This is a genomic window from Caballeronia sp. PC1 (genome assembly GCF_021353155.1).
Lineage (GTDB): Bacteria > Pseudomonadota > Gammaproteobacteria > Burkholderiales > Burkholderiaceae > Caballeronia > Caballeronia cordobensis.
Window position 1 is genome coordinate 983,301 of sequence record NZ_JAJUBH010000003.1, and the last position, 18,266, is coordinate 1,001,566.

An 18,266-nucleotide genomic window follows, 5' to 3' on the forward strand; every position below is an offset into this window, starting at 1 on the left:
GGAAAAAATGAGACAGCAAAGAGTCAAGAGGGACCCTAAGGGGACACGAAAGCGCATCCTTGACGCGGCTATAAACCAATTTGCGATGTTTGGTTTAGCTGGTTCACGGGTTGACGGCATTGCAGAAGCAGCAGAAGTTAACGAGCGGATGCTCTACTACTACTTCGGAAACAAAGAAGGACTCTACATCGCCGTCCTCGACGCGATGTACACCGAATTTTCTGCAAGAGAAGCAATGTTGGATCTTCAGGATGTCTCACCTGCGATCGCTATTCGTAAGCTTGCGCTGTCGATGTGGGCGCATCTTCGAGACAATCCGCACTGGACAAGTCTGATAAACAACGAGAATCTGCACGAAGGGCAATATTTAAAGAAATCGACGCAGGTTCGCGAAGCAATATCGCCGCTGGTGCGAACCATTCGTGTGACCATCGCTCGTGGTGTGGCGATGGGTGTATTCCGGGCAAAAGTTGATGCGCTGGACTTCGCTGTGACGATGATTGGAATGGGGTATTTCACTGTATCGAACAGATCCAGTCTGCTTGCTTTGGTAGGTCGAGACTACTCGGACAAGGCCAGACATGAGAAAGTTTCGACAATGCACGTGGAGATGTTGTTGTCATATCTGCAACCACATGCAGATTGTTCAAGCGGTGCCGATTTGACCTCTTAGTAACGTGAGCTACGCACTTTCCCCTCTTCGGCAAGCATGTTGGAATGACTTGCTTGTAGCGGCAGTAGCAACCTCGAGGCGCGTACGAAAAGCGCGCCTGCAATCTCTCGACTAACCTCCGTGCACAGCCTACGGACTACATGACGAGCATCTCTCGGAGCTGAAAATCGTGCCGTTATTTCGATTTACGCCGCTGGTTGCGAGGGTTCATCCCCGCCCCGGTTACTCTTCGGTGGACCGAACGTTTGCGCGCCGGAGTTGGTGCGCTCGTCGGCATCGCTCTTACAGGTGGTATCGCTCACCTGCTGGTCCGCGATGCGTCGGTCATCCCATTCTTGATCGCGCCGATGGGTGCTTCTGCCGTGCTCTTATTCGCGGTACCTGCAAGCCCACTTGCGCAGCCTTGGTCCATCATCGGAGGAAATCTTGTTTCGGCGACGGTGGGCGTCACCTGTGCGATGTTGATTCATGATCCCGTCGATGCCGCGGCGCTTGCGATAGGAATGGCTATCTGCGCAATGTTCGCATTGCGCTGTGTGCATCCGCCCTCTGGCGCTGTCGCGCTGACTGCGGTGCTGGGCGGACCGTCAATACACACCCTCGGCTATGGTTTCGTAGTTGCTCCGGTGGGCGTTCAATCAGTTGTTCTCTTGTTGAGTGCAATCGCGTTTCATGCGTTGACGGGGCATCGTTACCCGCATGGCCACGCAGTGCCCAAGACCGATGCGGGTTCTAACCTAGTACAAGGCAACGTGCCAGACGCAGCTGCATTTCTAAGAGCAGATCTGGAAGCCGTGCTCGCACGTCAAAAGGACTGGTTAGACGTCGACCCCGACGACCTGGAGACATTGCTGCGAGAGACGCAACTTCAGGCTTACGCACGTCGCTTCAAAGAGTTCACGTGTGCGGACATTATGACCCGCCAGGTGGTCTCTGTAGGTCTCGACACAAGTGCCCGCAGCGCGCTGCGCTTATTGGTGCGCCATCGAGTGAAAGCTCTCCCTGTGGTAGATGCCTCGAATCGTTTGCGAGGGATCGTAACTCGACCAGATCTTGTGGTTGTCCCGCGAAGCAGAGGAGCGAGAATTGTTGAGCGCCTTTTCGGTCGCTCCTCGAGAACCGACGCAGTCGTTAGTTCGCTCATGACCACGGAGGTCCGTTCTGTCGATACGAATACTGCGATCGCAGAGTTGGTACCTATGTTCGCTCACTTCGGGCACCACCATGTGCCCGTGGTTGATCCGGAGGAGCACTTGGTCGGAATGATCACTGAGACGGACCTCATCTCAGGTCTGTATCGCCAAACTCTCACGGCTGAACAACAGTCCGCTTGATGAAGCGAAAACTTGTTCATCAGCTGTGTCGAACAATTTTGGTGGGTTAGCCTACGTCACCGCTTCCGCAATGACGACAACGATCTCGACGCAAAGATCCGTCGCGTCAGAAATTCTGGCTTGCTTGCCTTTCGAGGCTGATACGCGTGAGTTTTTGCGCGAGTGATGAGTGTTGTCCCTGTCGATCGGCGTTGTCGTAGCTGGAACAGTCCTTCTCAACTGGCACTTAGAGACTATGTAGACGCCTATTGCGGCGGCCGTTTGCAAGGCGTTTTTACCTCAAAGGCGCCCCTAACGCGGGACATCGAGCATAGCGAGCGATATGCCGACGTGATAAGGTTTTCATTTAATCGTCACGAAGCTTACGACGGTCGACGCGCTGAATTCGGCGCTATCGTAGCGCAACGAGTACTGACGAACACAACAATAGCAGGAGACTACGGTGGACCTATATTTAAGCATTGAAGCGTTCGTGAGGGTTACCGAATCCGGTAGTTTCGGATCGGCAGCGCAGCAGCTCAATGTAGCAAAGTCCGTCATCAGCACGCGCGTGAAACAGCTTGAAGAACATCTTGGCGTGTCGCTGTTTCACCGCTCGAGCAGAGCTGTTAAGTTATCAGAGATTGGCCTGTCATACTACGGAGACTGCCATGATTTGATGGAGCGCATGCAAGCGCTTTCTCAGCGATCAAAGAATATTACCGCAGCACTTACTGGCACGCTACGCGTCGCTGCGCTCAATGGATTCGCGCTACAGCACCTACCTGCTGTGATTGAAACATTCCGAAAAAGTCATCCGCATGTCGAGTTTGACATCTTCGCAAACGATCAAGTTGTCGATCCGGTGCAGGAAGGTTTCGACCTTGTGCTACAGATTTTTCCGCCAGCGTCCGAGTCGTTGATAGAACGCCGACTTTTCAGAATGCGAGGTGTATTTGTCGCCTCACCGGAATATCTAAGGAACATCGCACCTATTTCGAGCCCGGATGATCTTTGTGTGCATGACTTCGCTTGTTATCGTTACTATCCTTGGCGAAATAGATGGATCCTGCACAATGGCTCTCAGCACGAGGAGGTGACGTTGACCCCCGCGCTTCGTTCCAATAGCGTTCACTTAGTCAACCAGTTTGCTCATCGCGCGATGGGAATCGCATATCTTCCAACGATGATAGTCTGGAAAGACTTACTGGACGGGACTCTCGTGAGAGTTTTGCCCGAGTATCGGACTGAGGTTCCCTACTTCTCGGCGGTGTACCCAACGTCGCATCGCGCGACAGCGAAGGTCAAGTTATTTTTGGATCTTTTGTCAGCTACATTCGCCATGGAGCCCGAATGGGACCGTGCGCTGGGACTGTCCGAAGATGTAGCGTGACAGCACCAGAAGTAGGCCGGAGCGACGCATGCAATTCGTGGAGCGTTTGGCATACGCAACTAAGTGTTCCATGGACCCGTCCTGTCGTAACACCCAACACAGATGCGGTTTTAGTCGTTCGCAACAATAATACACAAAAAATATAATTAAAACAAAGATATACACCCAAGTGCTCTCTGAAAAATACGGGTGTGCGCGACACTCTATGACGCGACGCTTACGATTAAGCGGCTGAATAATCGAGGTCATTTCAGTCACGAGAACGGCGCACTTGCGGCACCTTGATTCAGAACACTCCAAGACAAACGGTCGTGACACCGTTTGGCAGACGTCTCTTGGATTTTTGATCTCCGTGGTTGTGCAGGGGCTAGCGATGCAGCTATGCAACGCAAGATCTCGCGACTTCTTAGAGAGGAAGAAATTATGTATGACAATGGCGCGGAGGGTGACAACCTGCTGTCCTCAGCATCTCAGCATTGCGTCTTAAGAGGAGAAAAGTGGCCGGACAAGCCGATCCGTCTTTATTCGATGACTTACTCAGGGCATGGGCATCGCGTCGAGTTGTTTCTGTCGCTTCTAGGTCTTCCATATGAAAAGATAAATGTGGACCCGAAAAGTGGTTTTCTAAAACAGATCGAATATCGTCGACTTAATCCACACTCCCTCGTGCCGGTATTAGTTGACGGAGACGTTACACTGCATGAGTCCACAGCCATTCTTGTTTACCTCGCTCGGACCTATGGCAACAACTGGTTGCCTGATGACCCGGTGCGCGAAGCATTAGTTCAGCAATGGTTCTCCTACTGCTCTGGGCCAATAGCGCACGGACCCTGCGCTGCACGGCGCCTGGTGGTCTACGATGAAGAGTTGGTCCCGTTCGTCACTGCTATCGATATCGCGACAAAATTCTTTTTGGTTGCTGAGGAGCATTTTTCAAATCACGCTTATGCCATCGGAGACGTGTTGACAGTAGCCGACATCGCTGCCTACACATACATCGCTCACGCACCCGAAGGCGGCATTTCGTTGGAACCATATCCGAATCTAACGGATTGGCTTGGTCGCATTGAAGATTTGCCGGGATTTGTCCGGATGCCTCGAGCACCAGAGCCGTCGCTTGAAGAGGCATGAAGAGGCCGATTGTCTGTCTGCACGGGCCAAAATTCACCGCGTCAAGACTTACGCGGTGTTGTCTAAGATCCGCATACTGGTTAGGTAGGTAAATTTTTGTGACACCTCTGCGGTATGCCACTCTGTCAGTGGATCGATAGAATTGCTCGTCGAGAACCATCGTCACGCGGGCGGACAATCGAAGACTAGCACTACGGCAGGCTCCTGAGGCTCAATTCGCTGCGTTCTTCATCGGGCGAGCTAGAAGCCCAGAGAATCTCAAAGAAATTCGTTTGAAACGCACAGAGTTCCGCGCTCTGGATCGATAGAGCGTAATGTTCGGCTTTTGACGAGATAAAAGCAACCGTATCGTCATAGAGATAGGTAGTGACGCCGGCATCAAAGGATTCAGGGGCGAATCTCAACGTCCGGCGTTCTCGCTGCGAACTACGCCAGAGGTCACGATTGTCAGGCGGGCCGCAGCGAATAATCCGAAGCGGGATCCCGGACTTGACGCGCTTGGCAACAACGCTCGCGATGGTCTCGTAACCCGGCATTCTGAACAGTTCGCTATTCGACATGATTGCACGAAGCTCTTGAGTTCCGGACTCGACCATTTCGTCGAGGACAGTCTTGATACCTTCGACACCGACAAAGAAGCGAACTTGAGGTTTCCCTCCGGAGGAATTATGCAAAGCACGCAACTGTGGCAACACGTCTTGCACAACTTGGCGCTGGCATTCAACGCGTCGAAGAAGCGCTATCGGATCTTGTGGAATGACATAGCTGCGAGCACCTTTTTGAACAGTTGCAACAAGGCCTGTTGCGAGAAGACGATCGAGCACTTCATAAGCATTTGTGCGACCGATCCCCGCCTTTTGCGCGATGGTGGCAACGGTCGCTTCCCCGAGCTCCAGCGATGCGAGATAAAAATCAGCCTTGTGACCATCTACGCCTGCCGCCTGTAGCATTTCCACTAGATTCATCGCAAGTTCCTACGTATATAAGAGCGAAATCTTTCAATATTTGTCAATCCAAAAACGACGAACGGGTCGTTCTGATTTTTCGAACACGAGCGAATTTATTGGCTTGTCACTTCGTTGTCCGATGGCTTTATAACATGCTTATTCGCCCGGCAGCATTGGGCATTGTTCTCAGGCGAACTGTGGAGAAGCCGGTAACGCATCCGATGACGTACATGCCTTGAAGGATAAGCCGCGAGCGTGGAGGGATGAAGGGCCGACTCGGCGGTGTAACAGAAAAGCCTGCAATCAATTGGCGCGTCAGCGAGCGTTCGACATGCGCCTAGATGCACTTGCTGTGTTAAGCTGCGTTCGCCTTACAGACCGAAGTTCTATCGGCTCAAAAGGCTTAGTTTCTTGATACTGGATGCAGAGATGGACCTCGATTTCCTTCCTGAGCATATCGTTCATCATTACCATTTGCTCAATTTTGATCTGGCGCGTTTGCACGCCAGACTTTTCGAGGGAACACCAATCGAACGGCGCAACGCTAAGTTGACCACACTCGTTGTCGCTTCCCTCAATCCTGGTGTGACTCTGTCCGTTTTTGCAAAGCTAATTGGGCAAGACAGCTCTGCAATGACGCGGATCGTGGATGACCTTGTCAGCGAGGGGTTACTGGTGCGGGCACCTTCTCCGCACGGTCGTCGCGCAATTGCCCTCGACATTACTGTGGAAGGTCGTGCGGCATTGGCTGAGTACAGACGGATCGCGAAGCAGTGCGAGCAGGAATTCACTGCGCCGCTCACGGCGGAAGAGAAGAAACAGGCGTTGCATATTCTGCGCAAGCTTCGTCGATATCACTCTCCCTGTACTGACGCGATCGGACAAGACGGCACTTAGGCTCAAAGCACCGCATCTTGCAGTTAAAGGTTGAGTCGACACGTTCTCCACTGCCGCGCCGATTGTGCATTCGTTTGACGAGCGCGAGTAAAGCGAAAGGCGCTTATGGCGGTTTGTTCCTCCCCGGATCCGTTTTGTACGGCTTTTTACGCGATGCGAAAGCGGCCAACAGCATCCGTCAACTCGGTCGCTTGCGATTGCAGAGCGGAAGCGGCTGCCGCAGATTGCTCAACAAGCGCTGCGTTCTGCTGAACCATTTCGTCGAGCTGAGCGACAGCACGGTTCACCTCGTCGATACCTCGGGTCTGTTCGTCCGCAGCGTTAGTAATCTCGCTCATCATTGTAGTGACATTCGTTACGCGGCCGACGATCTCGTTCATGGTTTCGCCAGCCTGCTGTACCAGCGATGCGCCCGCCGTGACGCTAACGACGCTCGAATCAATCAACTCCTTGATCTCCTTGGCAGCTTGGGCGCTTCGCTGAGCAAGCGTACGTACTTCACCTGCAACGACGGCGAAGCCGCGGCCATCTTCGCCTGCACGTGCCGCCTCAACCGCGGCGTTCAGCGCAAGAATATTGGTCTGAAAGGCAATACCTTCGATTACACCGATGATGTCGCTGATTTTCCCCGATGCGCCTTCAATGGTGCGCATGGTTGAAACGACGTCCGCGACTACCGAACCGCCCCGAGACGCTGCAGTTGCAGCAGTCGCTGCGGTTTGGTCTGCCTGGCGCGCTGCACTTGCGGACTGCTTCACAGTGGACGTGATTTCTTCCATGGACGCAGCAGTTTCCTCAAGACTTGCAGCGGCCGACTCAGTGCGCCGAGACAAGTCGTGATTTCCAGATGCAATCTCATCCGCCGCATGGCGTACAGCGTCGCTGGTGTCTCTGATTTGCACCATGACTTCATTAATCTTGCCTACAAAGGCGTTAAACGAGCGGGCAATTTGAGCGACTTCGTCGTCACCAGCAGCAGGTAAGCGCTGCGTCAAGTCGCCCGAGCCTGAGCCAATAGCCTGCATCGCGTCGCGAATCCGAGCGAGGCCCTTGAAGGCTGCGCCCGTTACGGCGCCGATGATTGCTGCCGTAAGGAGGGTCATCAGTGCCAACGAGCCGAACGATGCAAGCAAGGTGGAGTGCATGCCCGCATTGGCTTCCGCTTTATCAAGCGCTACTAGGGTTACCCAGTCGCTTCCTGGTACCGCACGTGCACGCACCAGTTTGGGCGCACCCGCGACGGTAGCTTCAAGGGTCGGGGCATTTGCGTCCGCGGCGGCAGATGCAAGTGCATTCGCCGATAGTTCGGGCGCAACGTCAGTCGTAGGCTTAAGCGTAAGTTTGGCGTCGGCGGCCGCAATGATGGTACCGGTGCGGTCGACCAAGAGGCCAAAGCTCGCTGGTGTCGGTTGAATCGATTTGACGCTTGCAACCACGCTGTCCATAGCAACGTCGCCCGACACGACTCCTTTGACCGCACCGTTGCGCACAATCGGCGCAGCGAACGTCACAACCAGTTTGCCAGTTGCGACGTCTACATAGGGCGGCGTAATGACCGGCCTATTTGCTTCGACCGCCTGCCGATACCATGGTCGTCCGGTCGGATCATAGTCCCCTGGGATACCGGTTGCGTCTGCAAATTTCGCCGTTTTGTCCGCATACCCGGCGTACACGTTCGTAAAGCCGCCCGACGCCGCCAATTGCTTGAACGCAGGTACAGGATCTGCGCTCAACGCAGCGTCTTCCACTGACACGATCATTTTCGTCTTTGATGCAACCCATTCCTCGATGCCAACTTCATGTCCGGTGAGTACGGCACCTAGCGCGTCATTAATGGTTTGGGTGTTGTACCGTTGAGCAACCAGGTAGTTGACCCCCGTATTGACCGACAGAGCGCCGACAACGATAGACACCGATGCGGCGAGGATTCGATTGCGGATGGAGGAGAACATGGCACCTTACGTATTAAGAGAGAATCTCTCCGTTAACGACAGGTCGCGACTGCTCTTTACGGTAGAGTTTCGGCACACATGCACGGGCTTTCTCAAACGGACGCACGAAAACTGTTCAAGTGCCTTTTCCCCGCGTTGCCACGCACCGTTGACCCTCTGGATGAGCCTCGCACAAATACAAATGCTTCAAAGAGTTACCGATGAACTAGTCTTTGTGTATGTCGTGACAGTAATACACCTCAAGGTCTTAAATTATTTTGGACGATTAGGCCAAATTTTTTTGCAGACGGACGCTGCTGGCAAGAAATGTCGCCCACTCGAACATCGAGAAAGTCCCTCTGAAATGAAGAAACTCTCATTTGTCAGAAAGTGGGTGGACAGCCGAAGAAACCTAAATGTGAATGCCGAACACTATCGGATGAAAACTGCGCGCGTGACGACACTTTTAGCGCGAGCGAGGTCGCGTCCGTCGTCTTTGGTTCACCACTTAGACTGGAGCTCGTGAGAGCGAGCGCATGTCCGGCGGCGATCGGTGGATCCCCAAATGAGCGGTGACGAAAAAAAAACTGCAAAGCGAGCAATTTGCTTTGCAGTTTGAGCGCATGGGTCGGCCGACCATCCTCGTGGGCCACTCGTTCCTCGTCAACTCGTGATTGCCTCAAGCGAGATCGAACAGTAGCACTTCCGCGCTCTCTCCTTTATCAAGAGTCACCTTAGTCGTGGGCAATGTCCCGGGCGTAGTTGAAGGTTGAAGGCGGCGGTTCCCCGTTGGAAATCCGAGAGAATCGGGTTTCGACGACCAACTTCCCGGACAGGGAACCAAGGAGAACCGCCAAATGAAGCGTACCAAGAAGAAGCCCCAAAGCGCCAGCGCGCCGTTGCACGTGGTGCCCAAGCAGGACCCGGAAGGACTGCGTGCCTGTTTTGCCGAGAACAGTCAGCTCCTGTTGCCCATGCTCGATCTGATTCAGAACACCCGCGCGAGCATCGACGAGTTGATGCACGAAGCCGGCCGTAGCCTTGTCGAGCAACTGCTGGTGATCTCGGCGACGGAAGTCGCCGGCGAGAAGCATCCGGGCCGCAGAGGCGGCGAGATCCGCTGGCACGGCTCGCAGCAAGGCCAGATTGTGATGGACGAACGCAAGTTGAACGTGAAGCGGCCGCGCCTTCGGCGTCGTGGCGGCGGCGAAGTGCCGGTCCCCGCCTACGAGCAATTGAACGAGAATCCGCGGCTCGCCGAGCGCGTGCACGAGATCATGGTCACGGGCGTGTCGACGCGCAAATATGCCAAGGTCCTGCCCGAGATGGCCGGCACCGTTGGCATCTCCAAGAGCAGCGTCTCGCGCGAGTTCATCAAGGCCAGCCAGACGGCGCTCACCGAGCTGATGGGGCGGCGCTTCGATGACAAGGACTTTCTGGCGATCTACCTTGACGGCATCATCGTCGACTCACGTCACATCATCGCCGCTATCGGCGTGGACAGCCCCGGCGAGAAACACCTCCTGGGTCTCGCGAGCGGGTCGAGTGAGAACGCCCAGGTCGTCAAGGATCTGTTGCGCGGACTGATCGAGCGCGGCGTGCCTGCGGATCGCGAATACCTGTTCGTGATCGATGGTTCCAAAGCGCTGCGCTCGGCCATCGAGGAGTTCTTCGGCGAACGCGCCCACGTGCAGCGCTGCCGTGTGCACAAGCAGCGCAACGTCCTCGAGCGCCTGCCCAAGGAGAGCGTTTCGCAAACCGCCGCGATCATGAAGGCCGCCTACAAGTTGTCGACCGACGATGGCATCGCCAAGCTCAAGACGCACGCGGCGTGGCTCAAGGCCGACTATCCGGACGCCTCGGCCGCACTGCTCGAGGGGCTGGAGGAAACTTTCACGGTGAACAAGCTGGGCCTGACGCCGGCGCTCATGCGCGGGCTGTCGACGACCAACATCATCGAGAATCCCAACGGCGCGGTGCGCCGTGTCGCGGGGCGCGTGAAGCGCTATCGCGACGCCGACATGGCGTTGCGCTGGACAGCCGCGGGCTTCCTGGAAGCTGAGAAGCACTTCCGAAAAATCCTCGGCGTGAATGAACTCTGGATTCTCGCTGCGGCCTTGAAACGGTCACGCTCGAAATCAATTGACCATGATCGGAAGGTTGCCTAACCTATGCCGCACCCGCCGTCCCAACCTTCAACTGTCTTCGGGACATCGCCTTAGTCGTGTCTTCGATCTTGGCAGCGTCGCCGGCCTTCAATGACTTGCCATTGACGTTCACGTTTCCTCGCGCCACATGGACATACACTCGGCGGCCGGCCGGCACATCGAATTCTGCTCGCTCGCTGCCATTGAAAAGTCCTGCGAAGATGCGCGTGTCAGCGCCAATCTTTACCGAACCGTCGTCGCCAGCAGGAGACGCAATCAGGCGGAGCAGGCCACGCTTTTCCTCTTCAGTAAATCGCTTCTCTTCATAGCCGGGTGCGCTCCCGGGAACATCCGGAAGGATCCAAATTTGCAGAAAGTGTGCAGTTTCCGTCTCGGACCCATTGAATTCGCTATGCTGCACGCCCGTACCCGCACTCATACGCTGAACGTCACCAGGGCGAATCGTAGAACCATTGCCCATACTGTCACGATGTGCAAGCGCGCCGTCGAGCACGTAACTCACGATTTCCATGTCACGGTGTCCGTGCGTGCCAAAACCTTGTCCACCAGCTACGCGGTCTTCGTTGATAACTCGCAACGCGCCGAACTGCATGTGCTCAGGATCAAAGTAGCCGGCAAACGAAAAGCTGTGATACGAATCGAGCCATCCGTGATTGGCGTGACCTCGTTCGTTACTACGGCGAATTTCAAACATGTTTGTCCCTCTTGCTCAAGGCGTTGATATCCACTACCAAGAATTTAAACGTCCCTGATAAGGGGAACAACGCGCACAGATGCACTACACCATCCCGCCAATCGGTGTAATCGAGGGGGCAACTATCCTTGCCAAAAAGCCGGTTCGTTATGCGAACCTAAACTCAAACGGCGACCTACTTATTATTTCGGGAGCGAACGACACATGACAACTTCACGGGCATATCCACATTGCGGACTGGCGAGGCCAGCACCAAAGCCTTGCACTGAATTAGATTTTTGTCTGCGGATGGGGAAAATAGGTAAGCTCCACGTCCAAATTTTCGTCGCGACCCGAACGATCGAAACCAGCAAGAGTTTTGAAGGCCAAAAGCGGGAAGCCTCTTCCTCACGTTAGCCAAACATTCAAGCGTCTTAAGGAGGCCAACCGTTAACCTCTGAAAATGTTGCGATGCGAAAGACTTCACGCCGATTTCGTTCGCTCGAATGGTACATAAAAAATGCAATGTTTTCAGCGATCTATCTTCAATTATACAAAGAATGTCCGGTTTTTGTGACTGCAGGTTTCCTGTCGCCTAGCATTTCTACTTCGAACAAGAGCTTGAGCTCGAGGAGGAGGCGATGGAGATGCGAAGTGTCGTGTCAGATCGACGTGAAGTATCTGAAGAGAGAATGGTCATTATCGGGTCTACGCTCGGGACACTGTTCGAGTGGTACGACTTCTTTCTATATGGCGCGATTGCGTCCGTATTTTCGAGGCAGTTCTTTTCGGCGCTGTCACCAACGAGTGCCTACCTGTTCGCTTTGATAGCTTTCGGCATCGGCTTCGCTGTGCGGCCGCTTGGGGCGCTCTTGTTTGGTCGGCTTGGCGACACGATTGGGCGAAAACACACCTTCCTGATGACGATCATCTTGATGGGCGGATCCACTTTCTGCGTAGGCCTACTCCCGACCTACGCGCAAGCCGGTGTGCTTGCCCCAATTCTCCTTCTGTCTCTTCGTGTGCTTCAAGGGCTCGGACTCGGCGGCGAGTACGGCGGCGCGGCAATCTACGTTGCTGAACACGCGCCGAAGGGGAGAGAAGGACGTAACACCAGTTGGATCCAAATGACGGGCGCAGGGGGAACCATTCTGTCATTAGTGGTGGTCTTTGCTTGCCGAAGCATCTTCGGCGATCAATTTGAAGTATGGGGATGGCGCGTTCCGTTTCTTTTGTCGGCTGTGATGTTGGCCGTTTCTATCTACATTCGCACCACTCTTCACGAATCTCCAGTGTATGAGCGCCTGAAGGCTGAAGGCAAGACTGCTAAACAACCGATTCGCGAGACCTTTGGGAGCTGGCAAAACATTAAGGCAATGCTTGTCGCGCTCTTCGGTTTGGTAATGGGCGTGACAACCGTGTTGTACACAGGTCAGACATATTCGTTCTTCTTTCTCACGCAGACGCTGCACCTCGACATTGGAACGGCGAGTTTCTTAAGTGGGACTGCGTTCTTGCTGTGTCTCCCCATCATGTGGACGGCCGCGGCGATCTCAGACCGGATCGGTCGCAAGAAAGTGATCTTAACTGGCTGTCTCCTGGCCGCACTGACATCGTTTCCAATATTTCATGGCATCACGCACTTTGCCAATCCAGCGCTCGAGTCGGCGACGGTCCGTAATCCGGTGAGAGTCCGTGCCGCCGCTGGTGAGTGCAGGTTTCAGATTAATCTTTTAGGTAACACACCTCCGGTTGGCGAATGCGACAAGATCAAAGAGGCGCTTGCTCGTGCCGGCGTACCCTACTTAAATATCACGGATGAGTCGACTTCGGTGCCGAGCGTCCAAATAGGTCAAAAGTTCTTACAAGGCTACGATGCGCAGGCGCTCCAAAGTGCGATCCGTGGCGCTGGTTACGGTCAGAAGGCGGACCCCGCACAAGTCAATAAGCCGATGGTTGTAGTAATGCTGTTGATACTCTGCACCTATTTCGCAATGGTCTATTCGCCGCTGGCTGCAGCATTGGTTTCGATGTTTCCTGTCAGAGTCCGCTATACCGCTCTCTCGTTTCCGTATCACCTAGGAAACGGGATTTTTGGTGGGTTTTTCCCTGCTGTGGCATTTGCGATGGTCACTGCAACCGGCGACATCTATTTCGGAATCTGGTACCCAGTGGTTTTCGCAGCATTGACATGCGTAGTCGGTGCTCTTTTTCTCCGGGAACATGCGCAGCAGGAAGAGAGCCCGACAACTTCGACACGTGCAGCAGTAAAAAATTGAAGCAAGGAGAAACTCATGCCGAAAAATCGTCGCGTTGCAGTCGTTCAAGCCGCACCTGTTTCCTTCAACCTTCCGGAAAGTCTTGCTAAAGTACGAGATCTAACTGAAAACGCAGCGCGACAGGGCGCCCAATTGGTCGTCTTTCCGGAAGCGTTTTTGTCGGCCTATCCGCGAGGCATAACGTTCAACACGGTCGTCGGCCACCGTGACCCTGAAGGCCGCGAATGGTACCGCCGATATTGGGACAGTTCCGTCGACATCCCTGGACCCGCAGTAAAAACGCTGTGCGATATCGCGAAGGAGAATCGCGTGCATCTCGTGATCGGGGTGATTGAGCGCGACGGAGGAACGCTATATTGCACCGCGCTTTTCCTTGGCCCGGATGGCGCTTATCTTGGAAAGCATCGAAAACTCGGACCTACGGGGGCAGAGCGTCTGGTATGGGGGCGTGGCGATGGCTCCACCATGCCCGTGTTTTCCACTGACGTGGGAAAAATCGGCGCATCGATATGCTGGGAAAACTATATGCCGCTTTTTCGTGCCGCGATGTACCAAAAGGGAGTCGAAGTTTTGTGTGTTCCCACGGCCGACGGTCGCGAGACATGGCTTCCTACAATGCGACATATCGCGCTCGAAGGGCGTTGTTTCGTTCTGTCCAGTAACCAATTCGCTCGACGTTCGGATTATCCGGAGGACTACCCGGCGTTCCAGAATCAAGCGAGTGATAGCATCGTGACCGTGGGCGGTAGCTGCATCATCGATCCCTTGGGAAACGTGCTAGCCGGTCCAAACTTCGATGGAGAAGCTGTCTTGATCGCAGACATCGATCTTGACGACATTACACGAGCAAAATTTGATCTCGATGCAGTCGGTCACTATTCTCGACCGGATGTATTCCGGCTGCTAGTCAACGAATCGAGCCAAAACCTCGGCACGCCTGGTTGGCCTCAATCTCCGACGACGGAGAGTGAAGAATGAGCTTTCACTTTGAGTATCCACGAGTCATTGACCCGAGGCGTCCGGGAGACTTCAAACCAGCTACGCCAAAATATCAAGTTCGCTGGCGCACTCCGGTGACCACCATCGTTTGCGACTACTTCGCGATTCAGAGGAAGTCAGACGATGTCGCTGCCGAGCAAGCCTTCTTTGAGCGGATGCGTGCCGCCTACGGGAGCGTATACGGACCCGATTGTTTTGAAGAGATGCGCGAAGTCGACGCAGAAGGAGTGGTCAACTCAATCGCTGTCGCATACTGGACTGAACTGACGCGTTTCGCACTTTGGAAGAACTCAAACCCGGTCAATGCATGGTTCAAGTCGGCCGATCGTGAGACGGAAGGGTGTGGCTATTGGCGAGAAACACTCGCTATTCCCTATGACAGAATGGAAACTATCTTCTCTGAGCCGTACTATTTCGGTGGTGTTGCTCGTACGAACGATTGCGAACTGGAGGCGATGTATGTCGCGGGGTACTTCGGTGCAATGCGCGACCGACTTCCGATTTCAGCGATCGACGAGTTGAATTCGCCTTACGGCGACAACGTGCCTGTGGGCAACTTTAGGGACGGCGCACGCAAACGAGTTCGCGTGGATGTACCACCTAACCTCGTGAGCATTCGGTCGGGACAGTTTTGGGCACAAGCTAAGGGAGAGCAGCTTGACGACTACTATGAAAACATGCGCCCAAAACTCGAGACTGGAATGTCGTATCTCTCCGAACACCCGGAGGAGACTGGATGTTTGTCGATGCGTCATATCACTCATCTGAACGAGAAGGGCGACGAACTCAGGGAGACATGCAAGCACGTCTACATCCTCTCGCTCAAGCATCTCGAGGACTGGACTGAGAGTCACAAAAGCCATCTTGATATTTGGAAACATGCGTTGGCCATGCGTCGTAAATATGGCGCGGAAAGAGATTTTGTGTCGTGGCATGAGGTCTTCGTCATTGGGACGACCCCATCTTTCGAATACGTGAACTGTCACGCCGGAACCGGCCTCCTCCGCTTCGCAGACATCTGGGGCACCGTCTAGAGAGCGCTTAATTCATTTGGCTTGGGCGCAGGGCGAGGGTGTCACGTCCACAAGCCGCCGTGCCTGTAGGATCTTCAGCTTTTTGATGCCCGCTGCCATTGCGTCTTCCCCTCGTCCTAACAACGACCATCCTGCTGCTCATTAATGTACAAAACCCTGTCCAGTTAAACCGGACAGGGTAAGTACTTTAAGAGCCAAAGGGCCTCTCACTTAAACAGGATAGTTGTATAGTTTTTCTAAACAATAATTAGCGCGGACCCGTCGTCGGGGGGCAGCGTCGCCCTAAAACATATGCGGATTCGGCAACGGGTTAGCACCTGCTGGTGGGAGCTTTCGCAGGCTCCACGAAGGCGCTGACCGCTTCTCTGCACCAATGCGTTGTTCCCTGCAGGTCCCTACAAGAGGCCATATACTCGGGACAATCAATTCGCAACGAGCAGAGCCATGCGTTGGGCTTTTCTAATTTTTTTTCTAACGTGTGCTACCTACACGCACTTTCGAGGCAGGGCGCGGCACGGCAGTTTCTTCAGGCAAATTTTTGACCATTCCACATTTACTGCGCCGATAAACTGTTTCGCTTATTTGTTCTCGAAGGTACCGAACACACCTTATGTTTCACCGGCGGCGTTCACCGAGTTGGCCATCCTGAGAGCTAACTGGCGTGTGTTTCGTGAAGAAGCACTGGCTCTCGAAGACGCGAAACGCATTCAAGCCGCGGAAAAATACAACGATATCGGCTTCAACTCATTCTTTCGGACGGGATGGAAGCGCTTCTATCTGAAGTGGTATGACGAACCTCATCCGTCTGCCTCGGCATTGTGCCCACGTTCGGTGGAGATACTGCAGAACATTCCCTCGGTCAAGGCGGCTATGTTCGCTATGCTTCCCGCCGGGGGGAAGCTTAATCCGCACCGAGATCCCTTTGCAGGTTCGCTGCGATACCATCTTGGTCTGGTTACACCGAACGATGAGGGCTGCGCGATTGTGGTCGACGGGATTCCCTACTCGTGGCGTGACGGCGAGGATGTGGTGTTCGACGAAACCTACATGCACCACGCGGCAAACACCACTAACGACGATCGCATTATCCTTTTCTGCGATATTGCACGCCCAATGAGGTACTACTGGACGCAGAGTGTCATCAATGTTGTCGGCAGCTTTCTAATGCGCTCCGCGGCGTCACCAAATGAAATTGGTGACCGCACGGGTGGCTTGAATCGTGCGTTCCGTTACATCTATGCCGTACGACGTGCGAGCAATCGTCAATACTGGTGTATGCGGGCGGGACGGCATGATCAGGCGGCCAGCGCTTGAGGAGCCGGTGTGCTGTCAATCACCGGGGTTCCGTCTTTGAAGAGAACACCCTTCAGAAGCTGATGAATTTTCTCGGCACCGCGAATCCTCCTCCAGGTCTGCTCGGCCGCTTCAATCAGCTTGAACGCCATCGCGAGGAAGGTCGAGCGCGACAGACAGTTGCGCGTGCGGCTCGTGCGATGGCGTACCGTCGCAAACGTCGATTCGATCGGATTCGTGGTCCGCACATGCTGCCAGTGCTCCGCAGGAACGTCGTAGAACGCCAGCAGTGCGTCTCGATCCTTCGTGAGTTTCTCGACCGCCTTCGGGTACTTGGCCACGTACACGTCGACGAACTGATTGAACGCAACAATCGCATCGGCGCGTGTCGCGGCATTCCAGATCTCTGCGAGCGCTGCCTTGGCCTTGCCGTGCTGCGACTTGGGCATCGCGTTGAGGATATTTCCGACCTTATGGAACCAGCAGCGCTGATGTCGCGTCTGCGGGAACACCTCGTCGAGTGCCGCCCATAGTCCCATCGCGCCGTCACCTACCGCGAGCAGCGGCGGCGCCTGCAGGCCGCGCGCTTTCAGATCGAGCAGCAGTTCAATCCATGATTGCTTCGACTCGCGGTAACCGTCGCACAGCGCAACGCGCTCCTTCTCGCCGTCCGGCTTCACGCCGATGATAACCAGCAGGCATTGACCGTCGGAATCCTCCGTTCGTGCCTGCGTGTGGATGCCATCGGCCCACCAGTAGACCCAGCGCGAGCTCGACAGGTCCCGCTTGTTCCATCGTTCAAACTCGTCTGCCCAGGCGGCCTTCAGGCGGCTCACAACGCTCGCTGACAACCCTTTGGCCTGTTCGCCCAATAGCTCCGACAGGGCGTCGCCCATGTCGCCCGTCGACACCCCACGCAGGTACAGCCACGGCAACGACGACGACACGCGCGGTGACTTGCGCACATAGGGTGGCACGATCGATGAATTGAACTTGATGCCCGAGCCCGAGCGGTCGCGAACCTTCGGAACCTTGACCGGTACCGGGCCCACCGCCGTAACGATCTCGCGCTCTGGCAGGTAGCCGTTGCGCACGACCGCACGCCGGCCGTCCATCGTCTTCACATTCGAATACTGCTCAAGCATCGCCGCCAGTTCCGCCTCAATTGCCTGCTGGATGATTCGCCGCGCCCCTTGCTGGATCAGATCGTCCAGGCCGGGCACGCCCTCAATTTGCGTTTCTGCTGTTTGACTGGTGCTCGTTTCCTGCGTATGTTTCGCCATGGTGGTGGAGTTCGATTGAGGAAGTGTTACCGTGAGAAGCAACATTCTCCTTCAATCGCCACCGCCTTCTCCTGCCTCTTCCCTACGCCGCATACACCACTTCCGACGATAACTCACGACGTGCCGGGAAGTCATTGAAAGCGTGGAACCGCACAGTCTATTATGTGATGAAATGGTGCTTGTTCGGCGGCGTCGCTTTAGCCATTTTCTGGCATTGAGACGACAAGCATGGACGGGCATAAAAGGAGGCTC

Annotated in this window: 14 protein-coding genes and 1 pseudogene; 11 read left to right on the top strand and 4 right to left on the bottom strand. The window is 54.8% G+C overall.

Annotated features, from left to right (window positions below; genetic code table 11):
* Window positions 1-7 precede the first annotated feature (7 nt).
* The 4 genes from LY284_RS29145 (at window position 8) to LY284_RS29160 (ending at window position 4,510) form a co-directional block, all read left to right on the top strand.
* Window positions 8-673 carry a TetR family transcriptional regulator gene (locus LY284_RS29145; RefSeq protein WP_035473726.1) on the top strand — a complete coding sequence of 222 codons (666 nt, stop codon included), beginning with the start codon at window positions 8-10 and terminating at the stop codon, window positions 671-673.
* A 245-nt stretch (window positions 674-918) separates the two neighbouring features.
* Window positions 919-2,007 carry an HPP family protein gene (locus LY284_RS29150; RefSeq protein WP_008348755.1) on the top strand — a complete coding sequence of 363 codons (1,089 nt, stop codon included), beginning with the start codon at window positions 919-921 and terminating at the stop codon, window positions 2,005-2,007.
* 442 nt (window positions 2,008-2,449) lie between these two features.
* On the top strand, window positions 2,450-3,379 hold the full coding sequence (locus tag LY284_RS29155; RefSeq protein ID WP_233389619.1) for a LysR family transcriptional regulator: 930 nt from the start codon (window positions 2,450-2,452) through the stop codon (window positions 3,377-3,379).
* A 381-nt stretch (window positions 3,380-3,760) separates the two neighbouring features.
* Window positions 3,761-4,510, top strand: a complete 750-nt coding sequence (locus LY284_RS29160) for a glutathione S-transferase family protein (RefSeq protein ID WP_255724913.1) — start codon at window positions 3,761-3,763, stop codon at window positions 4,508-4,510.
* A 191-nt stretch (window positions 4,511-4,701) separates the two neighbouring features.
* On the opposite strand, the gene LY284_RS29165 is transcribed toward LY284_RS29160, so the two are convergent.
* The gene (locus tag LY284_RS29165; protein ID WP_035473633.1) at window positions 4,702-5,475 is read right to left on the bottom strand and encodes a TrmB family transcriptional regulator; all 774 of its coding nucleotides are present in this window, start codon (window positions 5,473-5,475) and stop codon (window positions 4,702-4,704) included.
* A 411-nt stretch (window positions 5,476-5,886) separates the two neighbouring features.
* On the opposite strand from LY284_RS29165, the gene LY284_RS29170 reads away from it, so the two are divergent.
* On the top strand, window positions 5,887-6,354 hold the full coding sequence (locus tag LY284_RS29170; RefSeq protein WP_233389621.1) for a MarR family winged helix-turn-helix transcriptional regulator: 468 nt from the start codon (window positions 5,887-5,889) through the stop codon (window positions 6,352-6,354).
* A gap of 146 nt (window positions 6,355-6,500) precedes the next feature.
* On the opposite strand, the gene LY284_RS29175 is transcribed toward LY284_RS29170, so the two are convergent.
* Window positions 6,501-8,306: a methyl-accepting chemotaxis protein gene (locus tag LY284_RS29175; protein WP_008348746.1), complete on the bottom strand. Its 1,806-nt coding sequence runs from the start codon at window positions 8,304-8,306 to the stop codon at window positions 6,501-6,503.
* Between the two features lie 836 nt (window positions 8,307-9,142).
* Here LY284_RS29175 and LY284_RS29180 point away from each other — a divergent pair.
* A complete protein-coding gene (locus LY284_RS29180; RefSeq protein ID WP_008345072.1) occupies window positions 9,143-10,453 on the top strand; it encodes an IS256 family transposase in 1,311 nt (436 codons plus the stop codon).
* A 1-nt stretch (window position 10,454) separates the two neighbouring features.
* On the opposite strand, the gene LY284_RS29185 is transcribed toward LY284_RS29180, so the two are convergent.
* Window positions 10,455-11,147 carry a pirin family protein gene (locus tag LY284_RS29185; protein WP_233389624.1) on the bottom strand — a complete coding sequence of 231 codons (693 nt, stop codon included), beginning with the start codon at window positions 11,145-11,147 and terminating at the stop codon, window positions 10,455-10,457.
* A 620-nt stretch (window positions 11,148-11,767) separates the two neighbouring features.
* Here LY284_RS29185 and LY284_RS29190 point away from each other — a divergent pair.
* From LY284_RS29190 to LY284_RS29205, 4 genes are all read left to right on the top strand, one after another.
* Window positions 11,768-13,405: an MFS transporter gene (locus tag LY284_RS29190; protein WP_008348742.1), complete on the top strand. Its 1,638-nt coding sequence runs from the start codon at window positions 11,768-11,770 to the stop codon at window positions 13,403-13,405.
* Window positions 13,406-13,420: 15 nt separating this feature from the next.
* Window positions 13,421-14,383: a carbon-nitrogen hydrolase family protein gene (locus LY284_RS29195; protein ID WP_083909440.1), complete on the top strand. Its 963-nt coding sequence runs from the start codon at window positions 13,421-13,423 to the stop codon at window positions 14,381-14,383.
* Window positions 14,380-15,438 (top strand): phenylacetaldoxime dehydratase family protein, encoded by a 1,059-nt coding sequence (locus LY284_RS29200; RefSeq protein ID WP_008348740.1) that lies wholly within the window; start codon window positions 14,380-14,382, stop codon window positions 15,436-15,438. Before LY284_RS29195 ends, LY284_RS29200 begins: the two co-directional genes overlap by 4 nt.
* Window positions 15,439-15,882: 444 nt before the next feature.
* Complete coding sequence (locus LY284_RS29205; protein WP_309243222.1) at window positions 15,883-16,752, top strand: aspartyl/asparaginyl beta-hydroxylase domain-containing protein; 870 nt, start codon at window positions 15,883-15,885, stop codon at window positions 16,750-16,752.
* On the opposite strand, the gene LY284_RS29210 is transcribed toward LY284_RS29205, so the two are convergent.
* Window positions 16,734-18,014: an IS256 family transposase gene (locus LY284_RS29210; protein WP_008343776.1), complete on the bottom strand. Its 1,281-nt coding sequence runs from the start codon at window positions 18,012-18,014 to the stop codon at window positions 16,734-16,736. The two genes, LY284_RS29205 and LY284_RS29210, sit on opposite strands and share 19 nt — an antisense overlap.
* A gap of 116 nt (window positions 18,015-18,130) precedes the next feature.
* Here LY284_RS29210 and LY284_RS29215 point away from each other — a divergent pair.
* Window positions 18,131-18,232, top strand: a pseudogene (locus tag LY284_RS29215) (lipid A hydroxylase LpxO); the annotation flags it as partial.
* Window positions 18,233-18,266: the final 34 nt, after the last annotated feature.

Excerpts from the sequence above, each read along its gene's own strand:
- LY284_RS29195 (WP_083909440.1), top strand. The coding sequence starts at position 13,421 with ATGCCGAAAAATCGTCGCGTTGCAGTCGTTCAAGCCGCACCTGTTTCC.
- LY284_RS29205 (WP_309243222.1), top strand. The coding sequence starts at position 15,883 with ATGCGTTGGGCTTTTCTAATTTTTTTTCTAACGTGTGCTACCTACACG.
- LY284_RS29190 (WP_008348742.1), top strand. The coding sequence starts at position 11,768 with ATGGAGATGCGAAGTGTCGTGTCAGATCGACGTGAAGTATCTGAAGAG.
- LY284_RS29145 (WP_035473726.1), top strand. The coding sequence starts at position 8 with ATGAGACAGCAAAGAGTCAAGAGGGACCCTAAGGGGACACGAAAGCGC.
- LY284_RS29185 (WP_233389624.1), bottom strand. The coding sequence starts at position 11,147 with ATGTTTGAAATTCGCCGTAGTAACGAACGAGGTCACGCCAATCACGGA.
- LY284_RS29175 (WP_008348746.1), bottom strand. The coding sequence starts at position 8,306 with ATGTTCTCCTCCATCCGCAATCGAATCCTCGCCGCATCGGTGTCTATC.
- LY284_RS29165 (WP_035473633.1), bottom strand. The coding sequence starts at position 5,475 with ATGAATCTAGTGGAAATGCTACAGGCGGCAGGCGTAGATGGTCACAAG.
- LY284_RS29200 (WP_008348740.1), top strand. The coding sequence starts at position 14,380 with ATGAGCTTTCACTTTGAGTATCCACGAGTCATTGACCCGAGGCGTCCG.
- LY284_RS29180 (WP_008345072.1), top strand. The coding sequence starts at position 9,143 with ATGAAGCGTACCAAGAAGAAGCCCCAAAGCGCCAGCGCGCCGTTGCAC.
- LY284_RS29210 (WP_008343776.1), bottom strand. The coding sequence starts at position 18,014 with ATGGCGAAACATACGCAGGAAACGAGCACCAGTCAAACAGCAGAAACG.
- LY284_RS29160 (WP_255724913.1), top strand. The coding sequence starts at position 3,761 with ATGCAACGCAAGATCTCGCGACTTCTTAGAGAGGAAGAAATTATGTAT.
- LY284_RS29170 (WP_233389621.1), top strand. The coding sequence starts at position 5,887 with ATGGACCTCGATTTCCTTCCTGAGCATATCGTTCATCATTACCATTTG.